The following is a 17,826-nucleotide window of genomic DNA, read 5'->3' on the forward strand; positions in this document are numbered from 1 at the left end:
GTACAAAGTTATGAATAATAAGAAAAGTTTTGTTGTTTCAGGCATTTTTGCCATACTTACAGTGTTGTTGATCATCCTGGTCAAAACCTATGATGTTGCACAGATAGGACCCATGGATACATCCATTGGTTTTTCGCATATAAACGGCGGCGTTCACGACTTTTTTGGAGTAAATATCATCTGGTATACAATAACTGAGGTGTTCGGAATACTTGCATTACTTGTTTGTGCAATATTTGCACTGGTAGGTCTTATCCAGCTTGTGCAGAGAAAAAGTGTTTTTAAGGTTGATGCTACAATAATCAAATTGGGCTGCTTATATGCAGTAGTGCTTGGGCTCTATGCTTTGTTCGAGAAGGTAATAATAAATTACAGACCGATGATAATGTATGATTCTTTAGAGCCTGAGGCTTCCTTCCCATCATCACACACAATGCTTATCTGTGTTGTTATGGGTAGCACAATAATGGTGTTAAACCAGTACATAAAAAACAAACGACTTGCATCTATCCTACAAGTCGCTTGTGCAATAATTATGGTTATTACTGTATTGGGAAGACTGATCTGCGGAGTTCACTGGTTCACCGACATTATGGGTGGAATATTCATCAGTATTGCTCTGCTTTCCGCGTTCTCAGGTATCCTTAAAAAATAATAGAAATTTTAATGACTAACCCAGTTGGCAATTATATCTGCTGTCTGGGTTATTTGTTCAAAGTTGGTTATCTGGGGCTTTCCGTCCTTATCCTGGATTCCATAGCTTCCAAAAAATGAATGTATTCCGCCCTGGATTACATATTCTTCAGAATTCTCAGGCCAGAGCTTTTTGCAGGCTTCATACTGTTTCATGTCCAAAACCCCGTCATTTGATCCGTAAATCGAAAGAAGACGAATATCTGCGTCGGAAAAATCTACAGACGGATATGAGGCACAGAGAATGATTCCCTTATATTCAGACGGGATTGTTGAATTTTCGCCGCTTTTTGCTGAAGATAAGGTCTTTTCAAGGTGTACGCTGGCGGCCACGCCGCCAAGGGAATGACCTGCAAGATACCAGTCCAGATGCTCAGCTTCTTTAGTGAACTCAGGATATTTTGATGTCAGCTTGTCCACGGCATTTATGTTAAGAACAGCAAGATTTTCCGGCATTCTGGTCAAAAGACATACATATCCCCTTGCAGCAAGCTCGTACATAAGCCCGTTGTAAGAAGTATATTCAACCTTTCCCCCGGGATAAAAAACGATTACAGCCTTTCGTTCCTGCTTAGCAGGGATAAAAACTGTACAGTTTTTGTCTGAAAAGGACATAACTTCACCCGATAGGAGCTTTTCAATATTATCGATAATACCGATATCTGCTCTGTAGTAACTGCCGGTGTATATTTTAAAGCCCACCACGGAGATTACTACAATAGCAACTATAAGTATTATCAGCCATTTTAAAAACTTCTTAAATTTCTTCAAAATCCGGTGCCTTCTTCATTGTTTTTTGTCAGTATAGCACACTTTTAGATGCTGAGCCTGAATACCACAGGAAGATCATCTGAATCTGAGCTGTTACATTTAATGCGGAGTGCATCACCATCGTGAGTAAATTCTAAGGGTGAATTATCCCCAAGACGCACTATTTCTGCGATGGGGCTATTAAATAACCCCTGTTTTTTTGCGAAGGATTTAACAGCATAATTACCGTTCTTGGAGGGACGCATTGCTATTACGTATATATGGCCGTTTCCTGCAAGAAAACGGAAATCCTCGGATGAAAATGCCTTTACATTACCATCCTGGAAGGCTCCTTCAACGATGGATACATTACCCTCACCGTAGGTGCGATAGGGTGCTGCGTCAAAAACAGCCTCATGATTGGTCTTAAGCCAGGATCCGATCTCCTTAAGGATAGCGGTTTCTTCATCAGAGAAGGTACCATCTGCCTTGGGACCTATGTTCAAAAGCATTGTACCATTCTTGGATATGATATCTATAAGATCACAGAGGATATCTTTTGCTTCCTTGTACTTATTCTGCTCGGTGTAGCACCAGGAGTTAAAGCACATAGCGGTATCACTCTGCCAGCGGTAAGGCTTCTGAGCCGCAAGCTGACCACGTTCAATATCCGGTACAGCAATGCCAAAAGGTATTGCATCGTGCTTGTAATTGACTACAACCTCCTTGCCCCAGGATGCAGCACGGTTGTAGAAATATGCAAGAAGTTTTCTCAAATAGGGCTTAAGCTCCACGCGCTGGATCCACCAGTCAAAGTAAAGAATATTAGGCTGATATTTATCTATGATCTCACAGGTTCTGACGAGCCAATCCTGCATGAATTCCTCTGTGGGAACACATTCACCATCAATTGCATCAAAGTCCCTGGGACCCTTTATGGAAGGCCAATAGAGGTCTCCTCTGTGGAATTCACCTGTTATATCGCTCTCAAATTCCCTTCCGCCGCTCTGGAAGAAGAAATGCTCAATTCTGTGGGAAGATGTACCGAAAATAAGGCCTTCATCCTCGCAGCTTTTCTTCAGGCTGCCGAGTATATCCCTGTGAGGACCCATATCCTTGGCATTAAATGAGGATAAATCGGAATCATACATCTGAAAACCGTCGTGATGCTCTGCGACCGGCACAACATATTGTGCACCTGCATCCTTGAAGCTGTGCACCCACTTGTCCGGGTCAAAATTCTCGGCTTTAAACATAGGAATGAAATCCTTATAGCCAAAATCTGTGTGCTTTCCATAGGTTTCGATGTGGTGCTTGTAGGCTACAGAGTCCTTTTCATACATGTTGCGTGAATACCACTCGTTATCATAAGCGGGAACCGCAAATACACCGTAGTGAATGAAGATTCCAAAGCGCATACCGTTGTACCACTTCGGAACATTGTAGGCTGACAGGGACTCCCATGTGTCAGCGTAAGGACCATTGCTAATAACTTTATCAATAGCTGCAAGTTTTTCTGTCATGTCATAGTTTTTCATACCGATTCTCCCCAAAAAGTCAATTTTACTGTGCGTTATTTATATTCATAAGAGTCTGGAAGATGTCTATATCATTCTGAGTGATTTTTATATTGCACTGCTTCTCAACACCATCTGTAGTTGTGACCTTCATATCGATGATAGTGCCTATATCCATAGCGCTATCCTTAACTGCGCCTAAAAAGGGAAGAACACGGGGGTGCTCCTGCTTAAAGGTGCCTAATTTCTGCTGAAGTGCCATAATGGCCATAGGATTAATGTTCATAGTATATTTATCTCCTTTAAAAATGCTATCGCTTTATTTTACCCTATATTCCTTCATTTACAAGGGTAATAACTATACTTGTACAGTAAAAATCCGGCGGATTTTGTACATTAACAACTATTATACAATCTGATTTTATGTGGTATACTATGTCTCTGAAACATAAATACGTGGAATACCTGAGAAATATCAGGGATAGGAGAGTATACACAATGATTTACAAGACAAAGGGCACCTGCTCAACACAGATAGATATTGAGGTTGAGGATGGAATTATAAAGAGCGTGGCGTTTACAAATGGCTGTAACGGTAATCTTCAGGGGGTTTCAAGACTTGTTGAAGGAATGAAGGCTGAGGACGCTATCAGTAAGCTTAGAGGAATAAAATGCGGCTTTAAGAACACATCATGTCCCGATCAGTTATCATATGCGATCGAGCAGGCTATGCAAAATGCTTGATATTTTATAAACGCTGATAAAAAGTGAGGTCCGATACTGTTAACAGTATCGGACCTTTTTTAATGGCTATAATGAAGCTTGAATTAAGCTGCATCTTCTTTGGTAGCTTTTTTCTTGTTTTCCTTGTACTGATTAACAAGAACCTTAGCTGCAATAGCTGATAAAACAAGTGATAATACTACAAGCAGAATAGCAATACCAGCCTGGATAAGTGCCCATACATCGGCAGCACCTGATGTGTAAGCGTTAAGCTTAGCTGTGATTGTCTGGAACAGTGAGCAGATGGTTACTACAAGCATGAATACCATGGGAATATAGAACATCTTGTTGTTCTTACCAACTGCGCCAAGCCATGTGCAAACAGCGATGAGACCTACAGCAGCGAGGAGCTGGTTTGCAGCACCGAAGAGAGGCCAGATCTTGGTGTAACCTGTCATACCAAGGCTTACACCGAGAACAACTGTGATTGCTGTTGCTACGTAAGGATTAGCGAGAACCTTCTTGTAACCTGTTGCATCCTTTGCTGTCTGACCCTGCTCAAGGAAAAACTCCTGGAACATGTATCTTGCAAGACGTGTAGCTGTATCAAGTGATGTAAGGCAGAATACTGAAACAGCAAGGATAAGCATTTGATACATTGTGTTCTGTACAGAGGGAGCGAAGCTTCCGATCATAGCTGAAAGGCCGCCTGCAAATACCTGTGTAGGACTTGCATAAGTTCCGTCTGAAGCTGCTGACCATACAAAACCGATTGCACAAAGTGAGATAACAGCAACAATACACTCGATAAGCATTGAACCGTAAGCAACAGGACGGGCATTTTTCTCGTTATCAAGCTGCTTAGCTGTTGTTCCTGATGAAACAAGTGAGTGGAAGCCTGAAATAGCACCACAAGCTATTGTGACAAACAATGCAGGGAAGGCTGTGCCTGTTGTAAATACGCCTGTTCCCTTAAGTGAAGCATCTCCCATTGCTGGTACAGCGAACTGTCCATTACCTGTTACAACTGCACCGATTACTGCAATAACACCTGCAGCGATCATGAAATAAAGCAGGAATGAGCTGAGATAATCTCTGGGCTGCAGAAGAATCCATACAGGAGTAACTGAAGCCACAAGGATATATGCACCAAGTACCCACATCCATGTGTTGTAAGAAAGAGCAACGGGATGGAAGTTAAGACCGATTGCTACGATAGCAGCAATGCCTGCACAACCAAGTACAGATGCCAGTGCAATATTTGCATTCTTTCTATAAACAAAATAACCAAAAATAATAGCAAGCGCTATGAAAAGAAGTGAAATCATAGCTGTAGACTCGTTTGCAGCCAGTGTAGCACCTTCTACAGCAACACCTGCAGCAGTAGTTGTACCAAATGTACTTGCAACAATTGAACTAAAAGCAGCTACTACCAGAAGCAGTGTAAGATAACCGAAGGTAAGGAAAAGCTTCTTAGCTGTTCTTCCCATGGAATCGTCTATGATTTCGCCGATTGACTGTCCCTTGTGACGAAGGGAAGCAAAAAGTGCGCCAAAATCATGCACGCCTCCAAAGAAAATACCTCCAATAAGAACCCAAAGAAGTACCGGTACCCAACCGAATACTGCGGCCTGGATAGGTCCGTTAATAGGGCCAGCACCAGCGATAGATGAAAAATGGTGACCCATAAGGACAGGTGTCTTTGCAGGAACATAGTCCATACCGTCCTCTAATTCGTGAGCGGGAGTCTTTCTGCTGGGATCGATTCCCCACTGCTTTGCAAGCCAGCCGCCATAGAAAACATATCCGGCAGCAAGGATTGCAATACTTACAATAAGTAATAATGCTGCATTCATACTTTTCTCCTCCTTTTTTCCCCATAGGGTATATATCAACTGACAAATTCGTAGGAATCGTCAGTCGCAGCCTCTGTCTGAGTTTTTACAATATCAACTGTTTTGATATATGCGTCCTCCAGAATGGATTTCATATCCTTTCCGGAACGATTGGTTATTACCTGACCGCTCTCCATGGATACTGCCGCAAGCCTTGCCTCGCAGTGTCCTCTGAAATTAAACAGATATCCCTTATCATAGTTGAATTTTTTTATAGCCTTAGCGGTTTGGGCATCAGTATCTCTGGATGTAAGTACAACAAAGGTGATGTAGGAACACATGTGATCTTTTTCAGGATATTTGTCGTTTTTCCTTACAAGCTCAGGCTCTGCGTAATCCGTAATGACATCCATCAGATCTAAGAGCTTTTCCTGTGTAAGCTGGTCCTCTTCTATAAAAAGAACGTGTTCATAAGCTCTTATAGCCCAGAGCTTTGCTTCCTTCTTAAGGACATATTTTTCACTAAGCGAGTAAAACCACGCGTATGCGGGATAGAGTTTATCGCCTAATTTGAAGTTTTCTGTTATATCGAAGTTCGCCTGGTAACGACGAAGAAGCTCTTTCAAATATGAATCAGTAAAACTCATGGACTTCTCCTTAAAAATAATCAAATAATACTATGCAAAATCAACTTACCGAACACTTTATCACTTTGACGCGTTATTGCAAGATGACAAATTTAATCATTTTTTTAGAATTGAGATTAATTTTGTAATGTATTTTCATGTTTTGACTCTTTTATTGGAATAAAAGTTCAATATCAGGGATTTTTTGAGAAAAATGTGTTATCGGACCTAAGAATTCACCGAAATATATAACAGAAAGAAGAACATACAGGGAACGCGACAAGCCTCCGGTTTCTGTATGGGCACCTCCCGAGAAAGCCCGAGCTTTCAGAGGATGTATTAAGAATAGTAAGTTAAAAAAGTTTTTTCTCCTTTTTTTAGTCCTCCTATAATATGTGATGATAACCTGATCCCGCCAAGGTCAGGTTATTATTATTTTATACAAATTTACTAAGTTATTATAATTATTTGACTAAGTATAATGATAAAATTATGTATATAACTATGCTTTTTTACGATTCTGGGACGAACAGGAGAAAAGCGTGAAAACTATTGAGAAACCCTTAAAACGAAGCATCTTAATATTTACAATTACATTCATAGCTTTGTTATGCGTGACACTTAGTATTCTGGCATATTCTACATTTTCCAGTTCCCTTTATCGTGCTTATGACAAGAGGACTTCAGACATCATTGAGTATGTAGAAGGCCATATCGATATCGAGGATCTTACCAAGTGTATAGAAACAGGTGTTGAAACAGAAAAATTCAAAGAAATGGGGCTCCTTATGGACTCCATTATGGAAGATTTTGACATCCATTATTTATATATAGTAAAACCTGTTTTGGGCGATGCTGAGCATGGGATGATGAATATTTTTTCAGCAGATACTGCTGAGGGCAGAGCAACAGATCCGGATGGCTATTATCTGAATTATATGATGTATGATGTATACACAGAAGAGGATTTACAGACCTATCAGGCCGCTCTGGAGAGGAATACTATATCTCATTTCAAAAATTTTTCAACCTGGGGATATGATTATACGGCAGCACAGCCACTTATCAATGATGCCGGAGAGCATATTGCACTTTTGTGCGTTGATATCAATGTCGAAGATATTCAGTTCGCAATAACAGCCCATACAGCCATTACAGTCGTACTTATTATGGTTATGGGTATGGTTTTCATTACAGTATTTACCATGTGGATGAGCAGTAATGTCACCGAACCTATAGGGCAGCTTGAAAAAAGTGTTGGTGTGTTTGCAAAGGTTAGTCATTCAAAGGAAGAAAAGGATCCGAACCTGTTAAATTACAAGGCGCCGGATATTCACACCAAAAACGAAGTGGAATCCTTATCGAAAGCCATAACGCAGATGGCGATGGATATGCGCATGTATGTAAATAATATCCTTGAAGCCGAAGGCATGGTCGAGGATATGAAGAGCAAGGTCAATCGTATGGATATGATTGCATATCAGGATGCTCTCACAAACGTTAAGAACAAGGCCTGGTATGACAAGACGCAGGAGCGTATTAACGAAAATATCGCAAATAATACTGCCAGCTTTGCCATTTTGATGGCTGATGTAAACAATCTGAAGAAGATAAATGACCATTATGGTCATGAGCATGGAAATGATTTTCTTCTGGGAGCCTGTCGCACTATTTGTACGGTTTTCAACCATTCTCCCGTATTCCGAATAGGCGGTGATGAATTTGTTGTACTGCTTGAAAATTTCGACTATCGCAACAGAGATAAGCTGGTTGCCAAGCTAAAAGAGGAATTCGATAAGAGTGCCCTGGATGAGAGTAAAGAGCCATGGGAGCGATATTCAGCAGCCCTTGGACTTGCGGTATACGATCAGTATATAGACACCTCAATGAATGATGTATTTAAACGTGCCGATGATCTCATGTATAAAAACAAGCTTGAGAGCAAGATGGCAAGAGAAGATTAGAATATAGCTGGTTTTCTTCGGAGAATCAGCTTTTTTTTGCATTTTTTTATCAGAATCAACGCTGAATTCTGATAATTTTTTTGCTAAAATAGAGAAATAGAATATCAGGTTTTGCTCTATATGATATGTAACAGACAGACTAGACACATTATAGTAATAGCATAAACAAAACAATTGTTGTTGGCATTGCCAGTCTTATTGCAAAACGCATAAGAACAGAAAGGAGAGACAATGAATATAACACTTGAAGCTATTGAAAAAGTAATGGAACTTACAGGGGTAGAGTATAAGACAGCTAAAGAAGCACTTGAAAAGACTAACGGAGATGTTGATGAGGCAGTAAAGCTTATACAGCCCGCTACAAAGGACATCGGTGATGACATTAAGAACCTCATTGACAAGCTTAAAAAGATTGTTGAAGAGGGAAATGTTGATCGTATCCAGATTAAAAAGGATGATGAGATTGTCCTTAGCGTACCTGTTAATGTAGGTATCATCGGCGGTATCGTTGGACTTGCAGCAGCTCCCTGGGCACTCATCGCCGGATCAGTTGCAGCATTCGGTCTTGGATGCAAGCTCATCGTAGTTAAAAAGGATGGCACTTCTGACGAGGTAAATTAAAACTGAATAATTAAAGATAATCCCCGGTTCAGGTATCTGAATCGGGGATTTTTCATGCTGTATTTATCAATGATCAACGCCTGTATATCATAAAAACTTCATAAGCTCATCGATGTCTTCTTTAGTGGTCGCCCAGTCCGTGGCAAGCCTTATTACGGTGTGGGTATCGTCATATTTCTCCCAGAAGCCGTATCTTACATGCTCTGATAATTCCTTTAATTTCTCATCATCCATCAAAATGAATTGTTGATTGGTGGGAGAATCGATGAATAACTGATAGCCCTTTTTAACGAGCTCTGCGCGAAGCTCCTCTGCCATATCAATGGCATTGCGGCTGATGTTCATGTAAAGATCATCAGTAAAAAGAGTATCAAACATAAGCCCAAGGAGCCATCCCTTTGCAAGAAGGGCACCATGCTGCTTGATGATGGGAACAGGGTGCTTTGTGGGCACTTTTTTCGGAAATACAACAGCCTCTCCAAACAGTGCACCAACCTTGGTTCCGCCGATATAAAATGCATCAACGAGCCTTGCGATATCCTGAAGAGTCACATCTGTTCTGCGGCTCATGAGACCATAGCCAAGTCTCGCACCATCAAGGAAAAGCGGTATCTCATATTCCTTACAGATGGCTGAGAGCTCTTCAAGCTCTGACCTGGAATAAAGAGTGCCATACTCTGTCGGATGTGAAATGTACACTGCTCCTGGGAATACCATGTGCTCATGGTTATCATCTGCGTAAAAATCAGAGAGGAGCTTTTTGAGGTCACAGGCTCTGATCTTACCGATCTGATCGGAATAAACCGGTTTTTTTGAAGCACCTTCGCCAGATAACTCTTTGGGCTCTACAAATCCGGGGATAGTAAGCACCTTATGGCCGGAAAACTCGATGGCACCTGCTTCGTGAGCTGCCACATGTCCTGTCTGAGCAGCCACAACGCCCTCATAGGGCTCAAGAAGCATATCGATAATGATCTGATTGGTCTGGGTTCCGCCCACCAGAAAGAACACATCTGCGTCCTTTGCATCGCAGGCTTCTCGTATCTTATCAGCTGCGCTTTTGCAGTATTCGTCGGTGCCGTAGCCATCTAACTGTTCAAAATTGGTTTCCTGGAGGCGCTTCAATATGTTAGGATGAGCGCCTTTTGTGTAATCACTTGAAAAGGATATTTTTTTACTCATTTTGTTTTCACTTTCTAAAAAAAGATATGCAATATAATTGCGTCGAGTTTACAGTCAATACTATGATAATAGCTATGTTTCAGGGGAGTAGCAAGCCTCTTTTTTGAAGGACTTTGCAAGATAAAACGATTTGATGATACAACATCATGATGTTATGATGTCATGATGTATAAGGCGAAATGAATATGATAAAGTCTACCCAAAACAGCCAGAAATGGTATAATAATCCACATTAGCGGCGTTTTTACCGCTACAGATTTTTTCGATAAAAAGACTAATTTAGCATTAAAAAACAACTTGGGAGGACAGATATGACAGATACAATTACACTTACAATTGGAAAACAGAAAAATATTGCACTTATCGCTCATGATGGTAAGAAAGCAGAGCTTATAAAGTGGTGTAAGGATAATGCGGAGACACTTAAGAATCATTTCCTGTGCGGAACAGGGACAACAGCCCGCATGATTACAGATGCCACAGGACTTCCTGTAAGAGGCTACAACTCCGGCCCGCTTGGAGGCGACCAGCAGATTGGTGCCAAGATAGTAGAGGGAAAGGTTGATTTCGTAATTTTCTTTTCTGATCCGCTTACAGCAGCACCTCATGATCCTGATGTAAAGGCGCTTATGAGAATTGCACAGGTTTATGATATTCCATTCGCCAATAATAAAGCTACAGCTGATTTCCTTCTTCATTCAACTTATATGGACGAGGAATATAACCATGACATCATCAATTTCAAGCAGAATATCGCTAATAGAGCAGAAACCCTGCCATCAGAGATGTAAGGAAAGCTTTAGGCAATTTTGCGAGGATATTATCTGCTTTAAATTTTTACCGTTTATACTTTATATTCGTGCTTTACATCGAATTTTTTCTCGAGCGCATTCATCATGATATTCATGGCGAGATTGGCTTTTCTCTCGATATCGTGGTGGATGTTTTTGGCTTTAAAATAGCTATTTGGGGCATCGCTGCTGGAAATGATGGCTATTTCCTTACAGTTTGCATACTGCATGAGGATCATGCCAAGGTGTGAGCCGAAAACCAGGGCTTTTTTGCCTTTTAATTTAGAAAAGCCCTCTCTTTCCAGATCGGAGAAATATATAGTTTTCTCATCCGGGACTACAGAGGAGATGTAATTTCTGTAGCCTTCATTATTGTACTTATCAGTAACGAGGTAGAAATCATCACCAAGGTGCTCCTTTGCCTGAGATACCAGGATCTCCATGTCAGTATGGATCTGATAGAAAAGGAAATCGTTGATGATCATGTCGAGGCAGAGGATGGGGATGAAGTAATGACCGGACATCTGCTTGAAAATGCTGCTTTCGAGGTCGATCGCGATTATTCCATCAAGTCCCTGTACCGGTTTATTGTATTCAGTCTCAGATTCGATAGGAATAAGCTGGCAGTTAAAGCCTATCCTTATAAATCTCTCTGCCAGAAGATTAATAAGAGTCATAATCTCCATATTTCTGGAGGGAGTATCTGCCTTGAGCTGATACATAACGCCGATGGTGTAGGTACTCTTTCTTGCGTCTATATTCTTATATTTTTCAGGAATACTGTAGTTTAACAAATTTGCAACCTGAAGAACCTTCTTCCTGGTTGCGTCACTTATTTTTGTATCCTTTTTATCGTTAAGTACATAGGAGACAGTAGCAACTGAAACGCCTGCCTTTGCGGCTATATCGCGGACAGTTGCCTTCTTTTCATTAGCCATTTTGCTCCGTCCTTTACATTTTATATATGGGTTAACAAGTTAACCTAATGATAGCAAAGCATCTCGGTGTTGACAAGAGAAATTTAAAGTGCTATTACTAGTTTAACTGTTAAGTTAACAAGTTTAACAAAACAAAACGCGGAGGATTAAAATTATGGGAAAGAGATCATTTTTCACAAAAATGCTGGCTGGATCAATGACAACAATGCTGGTTATAGGAAGTCTGTCAGGCTGTGGCAGCTCCAAGGCTGCAGGTAAGCCGGCAGAAGAGATCACAGTTACCTTCATGAACCAGGATGAAACTCTTGGTACTGTGACAGGAACGGCTGGTGAAGCTCTTGATAAGGCCACATACGAAGCTTATGAGCAGGCAGATGGCGCAGAGTTTAACGGATGGTTCGAAACACCTTCATTTGTTGAAGCCAGTAAGAAGGATCCTTCAACAGATACTTTTGATAAGGACACAACCCTGTACGGAGATTTCAGAGCTGAAGCAGCGGCAGAGGACACAAGACACTGGTATATAGCAGGAACTTCAACAAAGGGTTCTCTCCAGGTTAACAACTGGGCAGCTGATCTTAGCGATGAGGAAAAGGCAGAATTTGAGCTTGTTCCCACAGGCGTAAATGCAAATGAGTTTTCACTTACAATCGACCTGTTTGAAGGCGATCAGTTCCAGGTTATTCATGACTGGTCATGGGATGGACAGAAGGGCTTTGGTAAGTTTACAGATATTGATGAGACTCAGATGAAAAATGCCGGAGGCCTTGGCGGAACTGATGATACAGCTAATGTTGAGGTTGTAGTTGATGGAAATTACACCATTACATTAACAACAAATCCCGATAATCAGGCTCAGGATACACTTTCAATAGTCAGAAACTCTGATCCGGTAGCTACTGAAGAAGTTTCAGAGTAAAGGGGCAGTATAAATGAACCAATTTGCACTGTTGCATATAACGGATTCGGCGTACTGTTTTCCGATATCTGAGCATGAAATTGTAATACGACTAAGAACAGCAAGGGACGACATCAAGAAGGCGTGGATCGTATATGAGAGTAAATATGTGATCGGTGAGAGTCAGAGGAAGGCTCTGATGAAAAGGGAGCTTCGCGGGGAATTATACGATTATTATTCAATAACGCTTGATCTGCAGGATACAAGGCTTGCTTACGTATTTTACCTGTATGACGGAGAGGATTACTACTATTTCTCAGAGGACGGAGCTACCGCTGATTATGATTTCACCAAGGGATATTATAACTTTTTCCAGTATCCATACATAAATAATGCAGATGTCTTTGATAAGGAGGAGTGGCTGTCACAGGCCTGTTTTTATCAGATATTCATAGACAGATTCTGCATCGGGGATGAAGAGAAGGACAAGGGCTACATAAACCTCAAATGGGGCGATATCCCCAATCCCAGGAGCTTTGCAGGCGGCGATATAAAAGGAATCATAAATAAACTCGATTATATACAAAGGCTCGGGTGCGATGCCCTGTATCTTACGCCGATTTTCAAGTCTCCCTCCAATCACAAGTACGATATTGTGGACTATTTCGAGATAGACAGGGAGTTTGGAACTAAGGAAGACCTGCAAGAGCTGGTAAAGGACCTCCATGGACGAGGAATGAGGATAATTCTCGACGCGGTATTTAACCATGTGAGTGAGAAAAACGATAAGTTCCAGGATGTGGTTAAAAACGGCAGAAAATCGCAGTATTATGACTGGTTTGTAATAAGGGAGGATTATCCTAATAAGGAACCGCTCAACTACGAGGTTTTCGCCGGCTGCAAATATATGCCAAAGTGGAACACCTCCAACCCGGATGTGCAGGATTATCTCATATCCATCGCCACCTACTACATAAATGAGTTTGACATAGACGGCTGGAGGCTTGATGTTTCCGATGAGATAAGCCACGATTTCTGGAGGAGGTTCAGGAAAAAGGTGAAGGCTGCCAAGAAGGAAGCGGTGATAATCGGTGAAAACTGGCACGATGCCAGTAATTACCTAAAGGGCGATCAGTACGACAGCATTATGAATTACGCGTTTACCAAGGCGGCTCTTGATTATTTCGCGTATGATAAGTTCGACGCCGAAGGCATGGCGTTTAAACTAAATGATATCCTTGCAAGAAACTCTGACACGGTTAACGACATGATGCTAAACCTACTGGATAGCCATGATACTGACAGGTTTTTCAGCGAGGTTCATGAGGACAAGGACAGACTGAAGGCCGCACTTACGCTGCTGTATCTGTTCCCGGGAGCGCCATCGATTTTTTATGGTACGGAGTGCTATACTGTTGGTGGCTACGACCCAGATTGCAGAAGATGCATGGACTGGGAGAATACCCCTGAAAAGAGCCTTGGAGAGCTCATCAGGCGGCTCTCGGATATCAGGAAAAAGGGCAGATTTTCATTCAGTGGGACATCAATATATCCATCTGAAGACAAGAAGCTGCTGTGTATGAAAAGACACGGCGAAAATGCTGATATGGCACTATATATAAATCAGACTGACTGTATGGGTCAAGACGGAGAAATCCAGGTGGAACCCGGTAAATACAGACTGTTCGTAGACGGAGGAGAAGTAATATGAAGTATATGAAGAAGGCGCTTAGCCTGTTATTAATATCATCACTGGCGGCCGGTGCTACAGCCTGCGGAAGCAGCAGCGGCAAGGCTTCAGGCGAGAAATCCGAGGATGGAGTCATAACCTTAAGAATACTTGAGAATGATACAGCAAAATCAGAGGGGTATCTTGATGAACTCCTTAATGAGTTTAACGAAGCCTACAAGGATAAGGGAATCGTTGCGGTTGATGCAAACATGGATGAGTACAGTAATCTTGCGGAAAACGGCCCTTATGGCTATGGCCCTGACGTATTGTATCAGGCAAATGACAAGCTTATGACCTATGCTGAGGATAAGCATATTCTGGCCCTTAACAGGGATGATTTCGAGTGTGCAAAGCTCATTCCGGAGGAGGCCTGGGATGCATTTACCATCGTGGTCGACGGAAAACAGTACACCTGCGCGATTCCTGTAAACGTTCAGGAGCCCATGCTTTTTTACAGAAAGGATAAGCTTCCGGAAAACTGGGAAACCGACTGGGATAAGGATGGCGACAAGACTCCGGATTTCTTCCAGAACTGGAGCAGCTTATATCAGTATTCCGAGCAGATTCAGGATGACTCTGACGGCGAGAATTACGGCCTTGTGGCAGCCTGCAATGACCTTTATATGATGGCAGAGTTTATGTTCTCTTACGGCGGTTATGTATTCGGGAAGGATGAAAACGGCATCTCAAACCCCGAGGATGTGGGATTTGGCAAGGCTGACGCTGCCAAGGGAATGATGGGACTCAGGCAGTTTGCGGGAGTTATGAGCGAGGAGTGTATCGATGACTCCATCGGTCAGAACAGATACTCCAAGGTTGCGGATGGCACATATTTCTGCTCTATATCAACGCCGGATACCTATGTTCTTTTCCACGACAGACTTGCTGATGTATATAAAGCAGAGGGCCTTAGTGACGCAGAGGCTTCCGATAAGGCAACTGAAAATCTTGGAATGATAGAGCTTCCCGGAAAAATGCCTGCAGATGGCAATCTTTCAGGTAATGACACAGAAGTTGACACAGTTGTCATGGGTGGTGTCAACGGCTACGGAATCAGTGCCTACACTGAGCACAAGGAAGCGTGCATAGAGTTTGTTAACTTTGCAACCAGCAGAGAGATGATCAAGAAAAGAGCTGAAATCCTCGGAATAGCACCTACAAGATCCGATGTGGCTGAGGAGATCGGCGGCGTAACAGGTATGATTTTTGAGAGCCTTAATGCCGGACATATCAGTCTTATGCCTTCAGTGAAGGCCGTTGATCAGATCTGGGATCCCATGCGCACACTTCTTAGTGATGTGGCTAAGGATGCATTCAGAGAGATTAAGGGCGAAGAGGTGAAGTACAGCGACGAAGCTGCTATGCAGGAAGCCCTGGATAAGGCATCACAGAGCATCTATGATGCGATCTTTACTTTGTCAAAATAAGGGAGCCATGAAATGAAATCTACTAACGTTAAAACCAAGTGCTCCTATGTGGTAATGGGACTTGGACAGTTCCTGTACGGGCAGAGGATCAAAGGCCTTTTGTATATGGCGGTCCTTGGGTTGTATATTTGGTACCTGTTTAGTGCGGGAATCACTGATATTGTGGGATTTTTCACCCTCGGTACCGTGGAGGGCGATCCCTGGCTGGGCGTTGCCGGTGATGACTCCATCATCATGATGCTTAAGGGAATACTGTCGTTTCTCATTCTGATAGCAGTAATTGTTTTCTATTTTTCCAATATAAGAGACATTAAAAATACGGAAAAGCTGGTGGAACAGGGTAAGCCTGTTCCCGGCTTCTACGCTTCACTTCTGTCCTTTGTGGATAAGAAATTCTATGTTGTTGCGCTGTTTTTGCCGGTGGTGGGGGTTGCAGTATTCAACATTCTTCCGATCATTTTCATGATTCTTATAGCCTTCACCAACTATGGCGGAGATATCGTTCCGCCTAAGCTTGTTGACTGGGTGGGACTAAGCAATTTTGCTCAGATACTGTCTCTTTCCGGAATCAAGGACACCTTCGTAAGGATACTTGGCTGGAACATTATTTGGGCGATAAGCGCTACAATAATTAACTATTTTGGCGGGCTTTTCCTGGCGCTTCTTTTAAATAAAAAGTGTGTAAAGGGAAAAACCTTCTGGAGGGCGTTTCCTATTCTTGCCTATGCTGTACCGGGATTTATCACGCTTCTTGGTTTCAAGTTCATGTTTTCCTATGGCGGCCCCATAAACTACTATCTTAAGGCTTTTGGGCTGCAGGCCGTGGGATTTCTGGACATTGATGCGGGCTGGAAGGCCAGAATAATAGGACTTTTGGTAAATGCATGGATATCAATTCCTACATCCATGCTCCTTGCGACAGGAATACTGTCAAATATGAATAATGAGCTCTATGAAGCCGCAAGTCTTGATGGAGCAGGAAGATGGAAGCAGTTTACAAAGCTTACACTTCCCTTTGTGGTATTTTCTACTACCCCTACGCTAATAACCAGCTTCGTAGGTAACTTCAATAACTTTGGAGTGTTCTATTTCCTGAGAGGCGGACTGTATCTGGACGATTATTTCCTTGCCAGCGATACGGATCTGCTCATTAACTGGCTCTACAATCTCTCAATTGATAATAACTACTATGGGATAGGAGCCGCAGTAAGTCTCATTATTTTCATAATAACATCTGTTATATCATTAACAGCATACGTGAATTCATCAGCATTTAAGAAGGAGGATACATTCAGATGAGAAAGGAACGACTCTCAGAGGCAGTAATAACGCATATAGTCCTGATTATTGTCTCCTTTGTATTCTTCTTCCCGGTGTTATGGCTTGTACTTGCGTCATTTTCAGCTTCAGGTTCAATATATGACTATGAGGGATTCTTCCCCCAGAGCTATAGCCTTGGTACGTATATAAAGCTCTTTTCGGATACACAGATGTATGACTATCCCAGCTGGCTCAGGAATACGCTGTTTGTTGCGGTGTTTTCCTGTGTGCTGTCCACGGTTCTTGTCATACTTACTGCCTATACCATGAGCAGATTCAGATTTAAGATGAGAAAACCGCTGATGAAAACAACCCTTGTGCTCAGCATGTTCCCCAGCTTTATGGGAATGACGGCTGTTTACCTCATTATGATCAATTTCAATCTGATAAATAACCTTTGGAGCCTTATACTTGTTTATTCAGCCGGTGCACCCATGGGATATCTTGTGCAAAAGGGCTATTTTGACACTATAAGTAACTCTATCTATGAGGCTGCAAGAATTGACGGAGCTTCGAATCCGACGATTTTCTGGAAGGTTACAATGCCGCTTTCCAAGCCAATATTGGTGTATACGGCACTTACTTCCTTTGCATGGCCCTGGAGTGACTTCATTTTACCTAACATGCTGCTTAAAAACCGTGATCTGTGGACTGTGGCGGTTGGACTTACACATCTTGGCGAGACAGAATTCTCAAGATTCGCAGCAGGAGCCATATTTATAGCGGTACCAATTGTTATTTTATATTTCTCATTATCGAGATTCCTTGTGGCAGGAGTGTCGGATGGAGCGGTTAAACAGTAAGAGGAG

Annotated in this window: 17 protein-coding genes; 10 read left to right on the forward strand and 7 right to left on the reverse strand. The window is 42.1% G+C overall.

Going from position 1 to position 17,826, the window contains the following annotated elements; all coding sequences use genetic code 11:
* Positions 1–10 precede the first annotated feature (10 nt).
* Positions 11–655 carry a phosphatase PAP2 family protein gene (locus G601_RS0102495; RefSeq protein ID WP_026664381.1) on the forward strand — a complete coding sequence of 215 codons (645 nt, stop codon included), beginning with the start codon at positions 11–13 and terminating at the stop codon, positions 653–655.
* An 8-nt stretch (positions 656–663) separates the two neighbouring features.
* Here G601_RS0102495 and G601_RS0102500 read toward each other — a convergent pair whose 3' ends face one another.
* The 3 genes from G601_RS0102500 to G601_RS0102510 are packed head-to-tail and all read right to left on the reverse strand — an operon-like array spanning position 664 to position 3,246.
* Positions 664–1,464 carry an alpha/beta hydrolase gene (locus G601_RS0102500; RefSeq protein WP_051205499.1) on the reverse strand — a complete coding sequence of 267 codons (801 nt, stop codon included), beginning with the start codon at positions 1,462–1,464 and terminating at the stop codon, positions 664–666.
* A gap of 44 nt (positions 1,465–1,508) precedes the next feature.
* Positions 1,509–2,981 carry an alpha-L-fucosidase gene (locus tag G601_RS0102505; RefSeq protein ID WP_081673349.1) on the reverse strand — a complete coding sequence of 491 codons (1,473 nt, stop codon included), beginning with the start codon at positions 2,979–2,981 and terminating at the stop codon, positions 1,509–1,511.
* 25 nt (positions 2,982–3,006) lie between these two features.
* On the reverse strand, positions 3,007–3,246 hold the full coding sequence (locus tag G601_RS0102510) for a hypothetical protein (RefSeq protein ID WP_035786605.1): 240 nt from the start codon (positions 3,244–3,246) through the stop codon (positions 3,007–3,009).
* A gap of 212 nt (positions 3,247–3,458) precedes the next feature.
* Here G601_RS0102510 and G601_RS0102515 point away from each other — a divergent pair, with 212 nt between their 5' ends.
* Positions 3,459–3,704 carry a TIGR03905 family TSCPD domain-containing protein gene (locus G601_RS0102515; protein ID WP_026492554.1) on the forward strand — a complete coding sequence of 82 codons (246 nt, stop codon included), beginning with the start codon at positions 3,459–3,461 and terminating at the stop codon, positions 3,702–3,704.
* A gap of 83 nt (positions 3,705–3,787) precedes the next feature.
* On the opposite strand, the gene G601_RS0102520 is transcribed toward G601_RS0102515, so the two are convergent.
* Together G601_RS0102520 and G601_RS21575 are read right to left on the reverse strand one after the other, a co-directional pair.
* Complete coding sequence (locus tag G601_RS0102520; protein WP_026664384.1) at positions 3,788–5,539, reverse strand: carbon starvation CstA family protein; 1,752 nt, start codon at positions 5,537–5,539, stop codon at positions 3,788–3,790.
* Between the two features lie 35 nt (positions 5,540–5,574).
* The gene (locus G601_RS21575; RefSeq protein WP_051205500.1) at positions 5,575–6,165 is read right to left on the reverse strand and encodes a hypothetical protein; all 591 of its coding nucleotides are present in this window, start codon (positions 6,163–6,165) and stop codon (positions 5,575–5,577) included.
* Between the two features lie 521 nt (positions 6,166–6,686).
* Between G601_RS21575 and G601_RS21580 the strand changes: the two genes are divergently transcribed.
* Positions 6,687–8,108 (forward strand): GGDEF domain-containing protein, encoded by a 1,422-nt coding sequence (locus tag G601_RS21580; protein ID WP_035790222.1) that lies wholly within the window; start codon positions 6,687–6,689, stop codon positions 8,106–8,108.
* A 231-nt stretch (positions 8,109–8,339) separates the two neighbouring features.
* Complete coding sequence (locus tag G601_RS21585) at positions 8,340–8,729, forward strand: DUF4342 domain-containing protein (RefSeq protein WP_035786627.1); 390 nt, start codon at positions 8,340–8,342, stop codon at positions 8,727–8,729.
* Between the two features lie 87 nt (positions 8,730–8,816).
* On the opposite strand, the gene G601_RS0102540 is transcribed toward G601_RS21585, so the two are convergent.
* Positions 8,817–9,911, reverse strand: coding sequence for a threonine aldolase family protein (locus G601_RS0102540; RefSeq protein WP_026664385.1), 1,095 nt, complete (start codon positions 9,909–9,911; stop codon positions 8,817–8,819).
* 311 nt (positions 9,912–10,222) lie between these two features.
* Here G601_RS0102540 and G601_RS0102545 point away from each other — a divergent pair, with 311 nt between their 5' ends.
* On the forward strand, positions 10,223–10,702 hold the full coding sequence (locus tag G601_RS0102545; protein ID WP_026492557.1) for a methylglyoxal synthase: 480 nt from the start codon (positions 10,223–10,225) through the stop codon (positions 10,700–10,702).
* 53 nt (positions 10,703–10,755) lie between these two features.
* Here G601_RS0102545 and G601_RS0102550 read toward each other — a convergent pair whose 3' ends face one another.
* On the reverse strand, positions 10,756–11,640 hold the full coding sequence (locus G601_RS0102550; RefSeq protein WP_026664386.1) for a LacI family DNA-binding transcriptional regulator: 885 nt from the start codon (positions 11,638–11,640) through the stop codon (positions 10,756–10,758).
* A 154-nt stretch (positions 11,641–11,794) separates the two neighbouring features.
* Here G601_RS0102550 and G601_RS24610 point away from each other — a divergent pair, with 154 nt between their 5' ends.
* Genes G601_RS24610 through G601_RS0102575 form a run of 5 tightly spaced genes read left to right on the forward strand, consistent with a single transcriptional unit; the run spans position 11,795 to position 17,820 of the window.
* Entirely contained in the window at positions 11,795–12,559 is a 765-nt protein-coding gene (locus G601_RS24610; RefSeq protein WP_051205502.1) for a hypothetical protein, read from the forward strand.
* Positions 12,560–12,572: 13 nt separating this feature from the next.
* Positions 12,573–14,249, forward strand: coding sequence for a glycoside hydrolase family 13 protein (locus G601_RS0102560; RefSeq protein WP_026664387.1), 1,677 nt, complete (start codon positions 12,573–12,575; stop codon positions 14,247–14,249).
* Positions 14,246–15,697: a sugar ABC transporter substrate-binding protein gene (locus tag G601_RS0102565; RefSeq protein ID WP_026492560.1), complete on the forward strand. Its 1,452-nt coding sequence runs from the start codon at positions 14,246–14,248 to the stop codon at positions 15,695–15,697. The genes G601_RS0102560 and G601_RS0102565 overlap by 4 nt, the downstream gene beginning before the upstream one ends.
* Positions 15,698–15,709: 12 nt before the next feature.
* Positions 15,710–16,996 (forward strand): carbohydrate ABC transporter permease, encoded by a 1,287-nt coding sequence (locus tag G601_RS0102570; protein WP_026664388.1) that lies wholly within the window; start codon positions 15,710–15,712, stop codon positions 16,994–16,996.
* Entirely contained in the window at positions 16,993–17,820 is an 828-nt protein-coding gene (locus tag G601_RS0102575) for a sugar ABC transporter permease (protein ID WP_026492562.1), read from the forward strand. Before G601_RS0102570 ends, G601_RS0102575 begins: the two co-directional genes overlap by 4 nt.
* The last annotated feature ends 6 nt before the right edge of the window (positions 17,821–17,826 follow it).

It is taken from the genome of Butyrivibrio sp. FC2001 (genome assembly GCF_000424125.1).
Classification (GTDB): domain Bacteria; phylum Bacillota; class Clostridia; order Lachnospirales; family Lachnospiraceae; genus Butyrivibrio.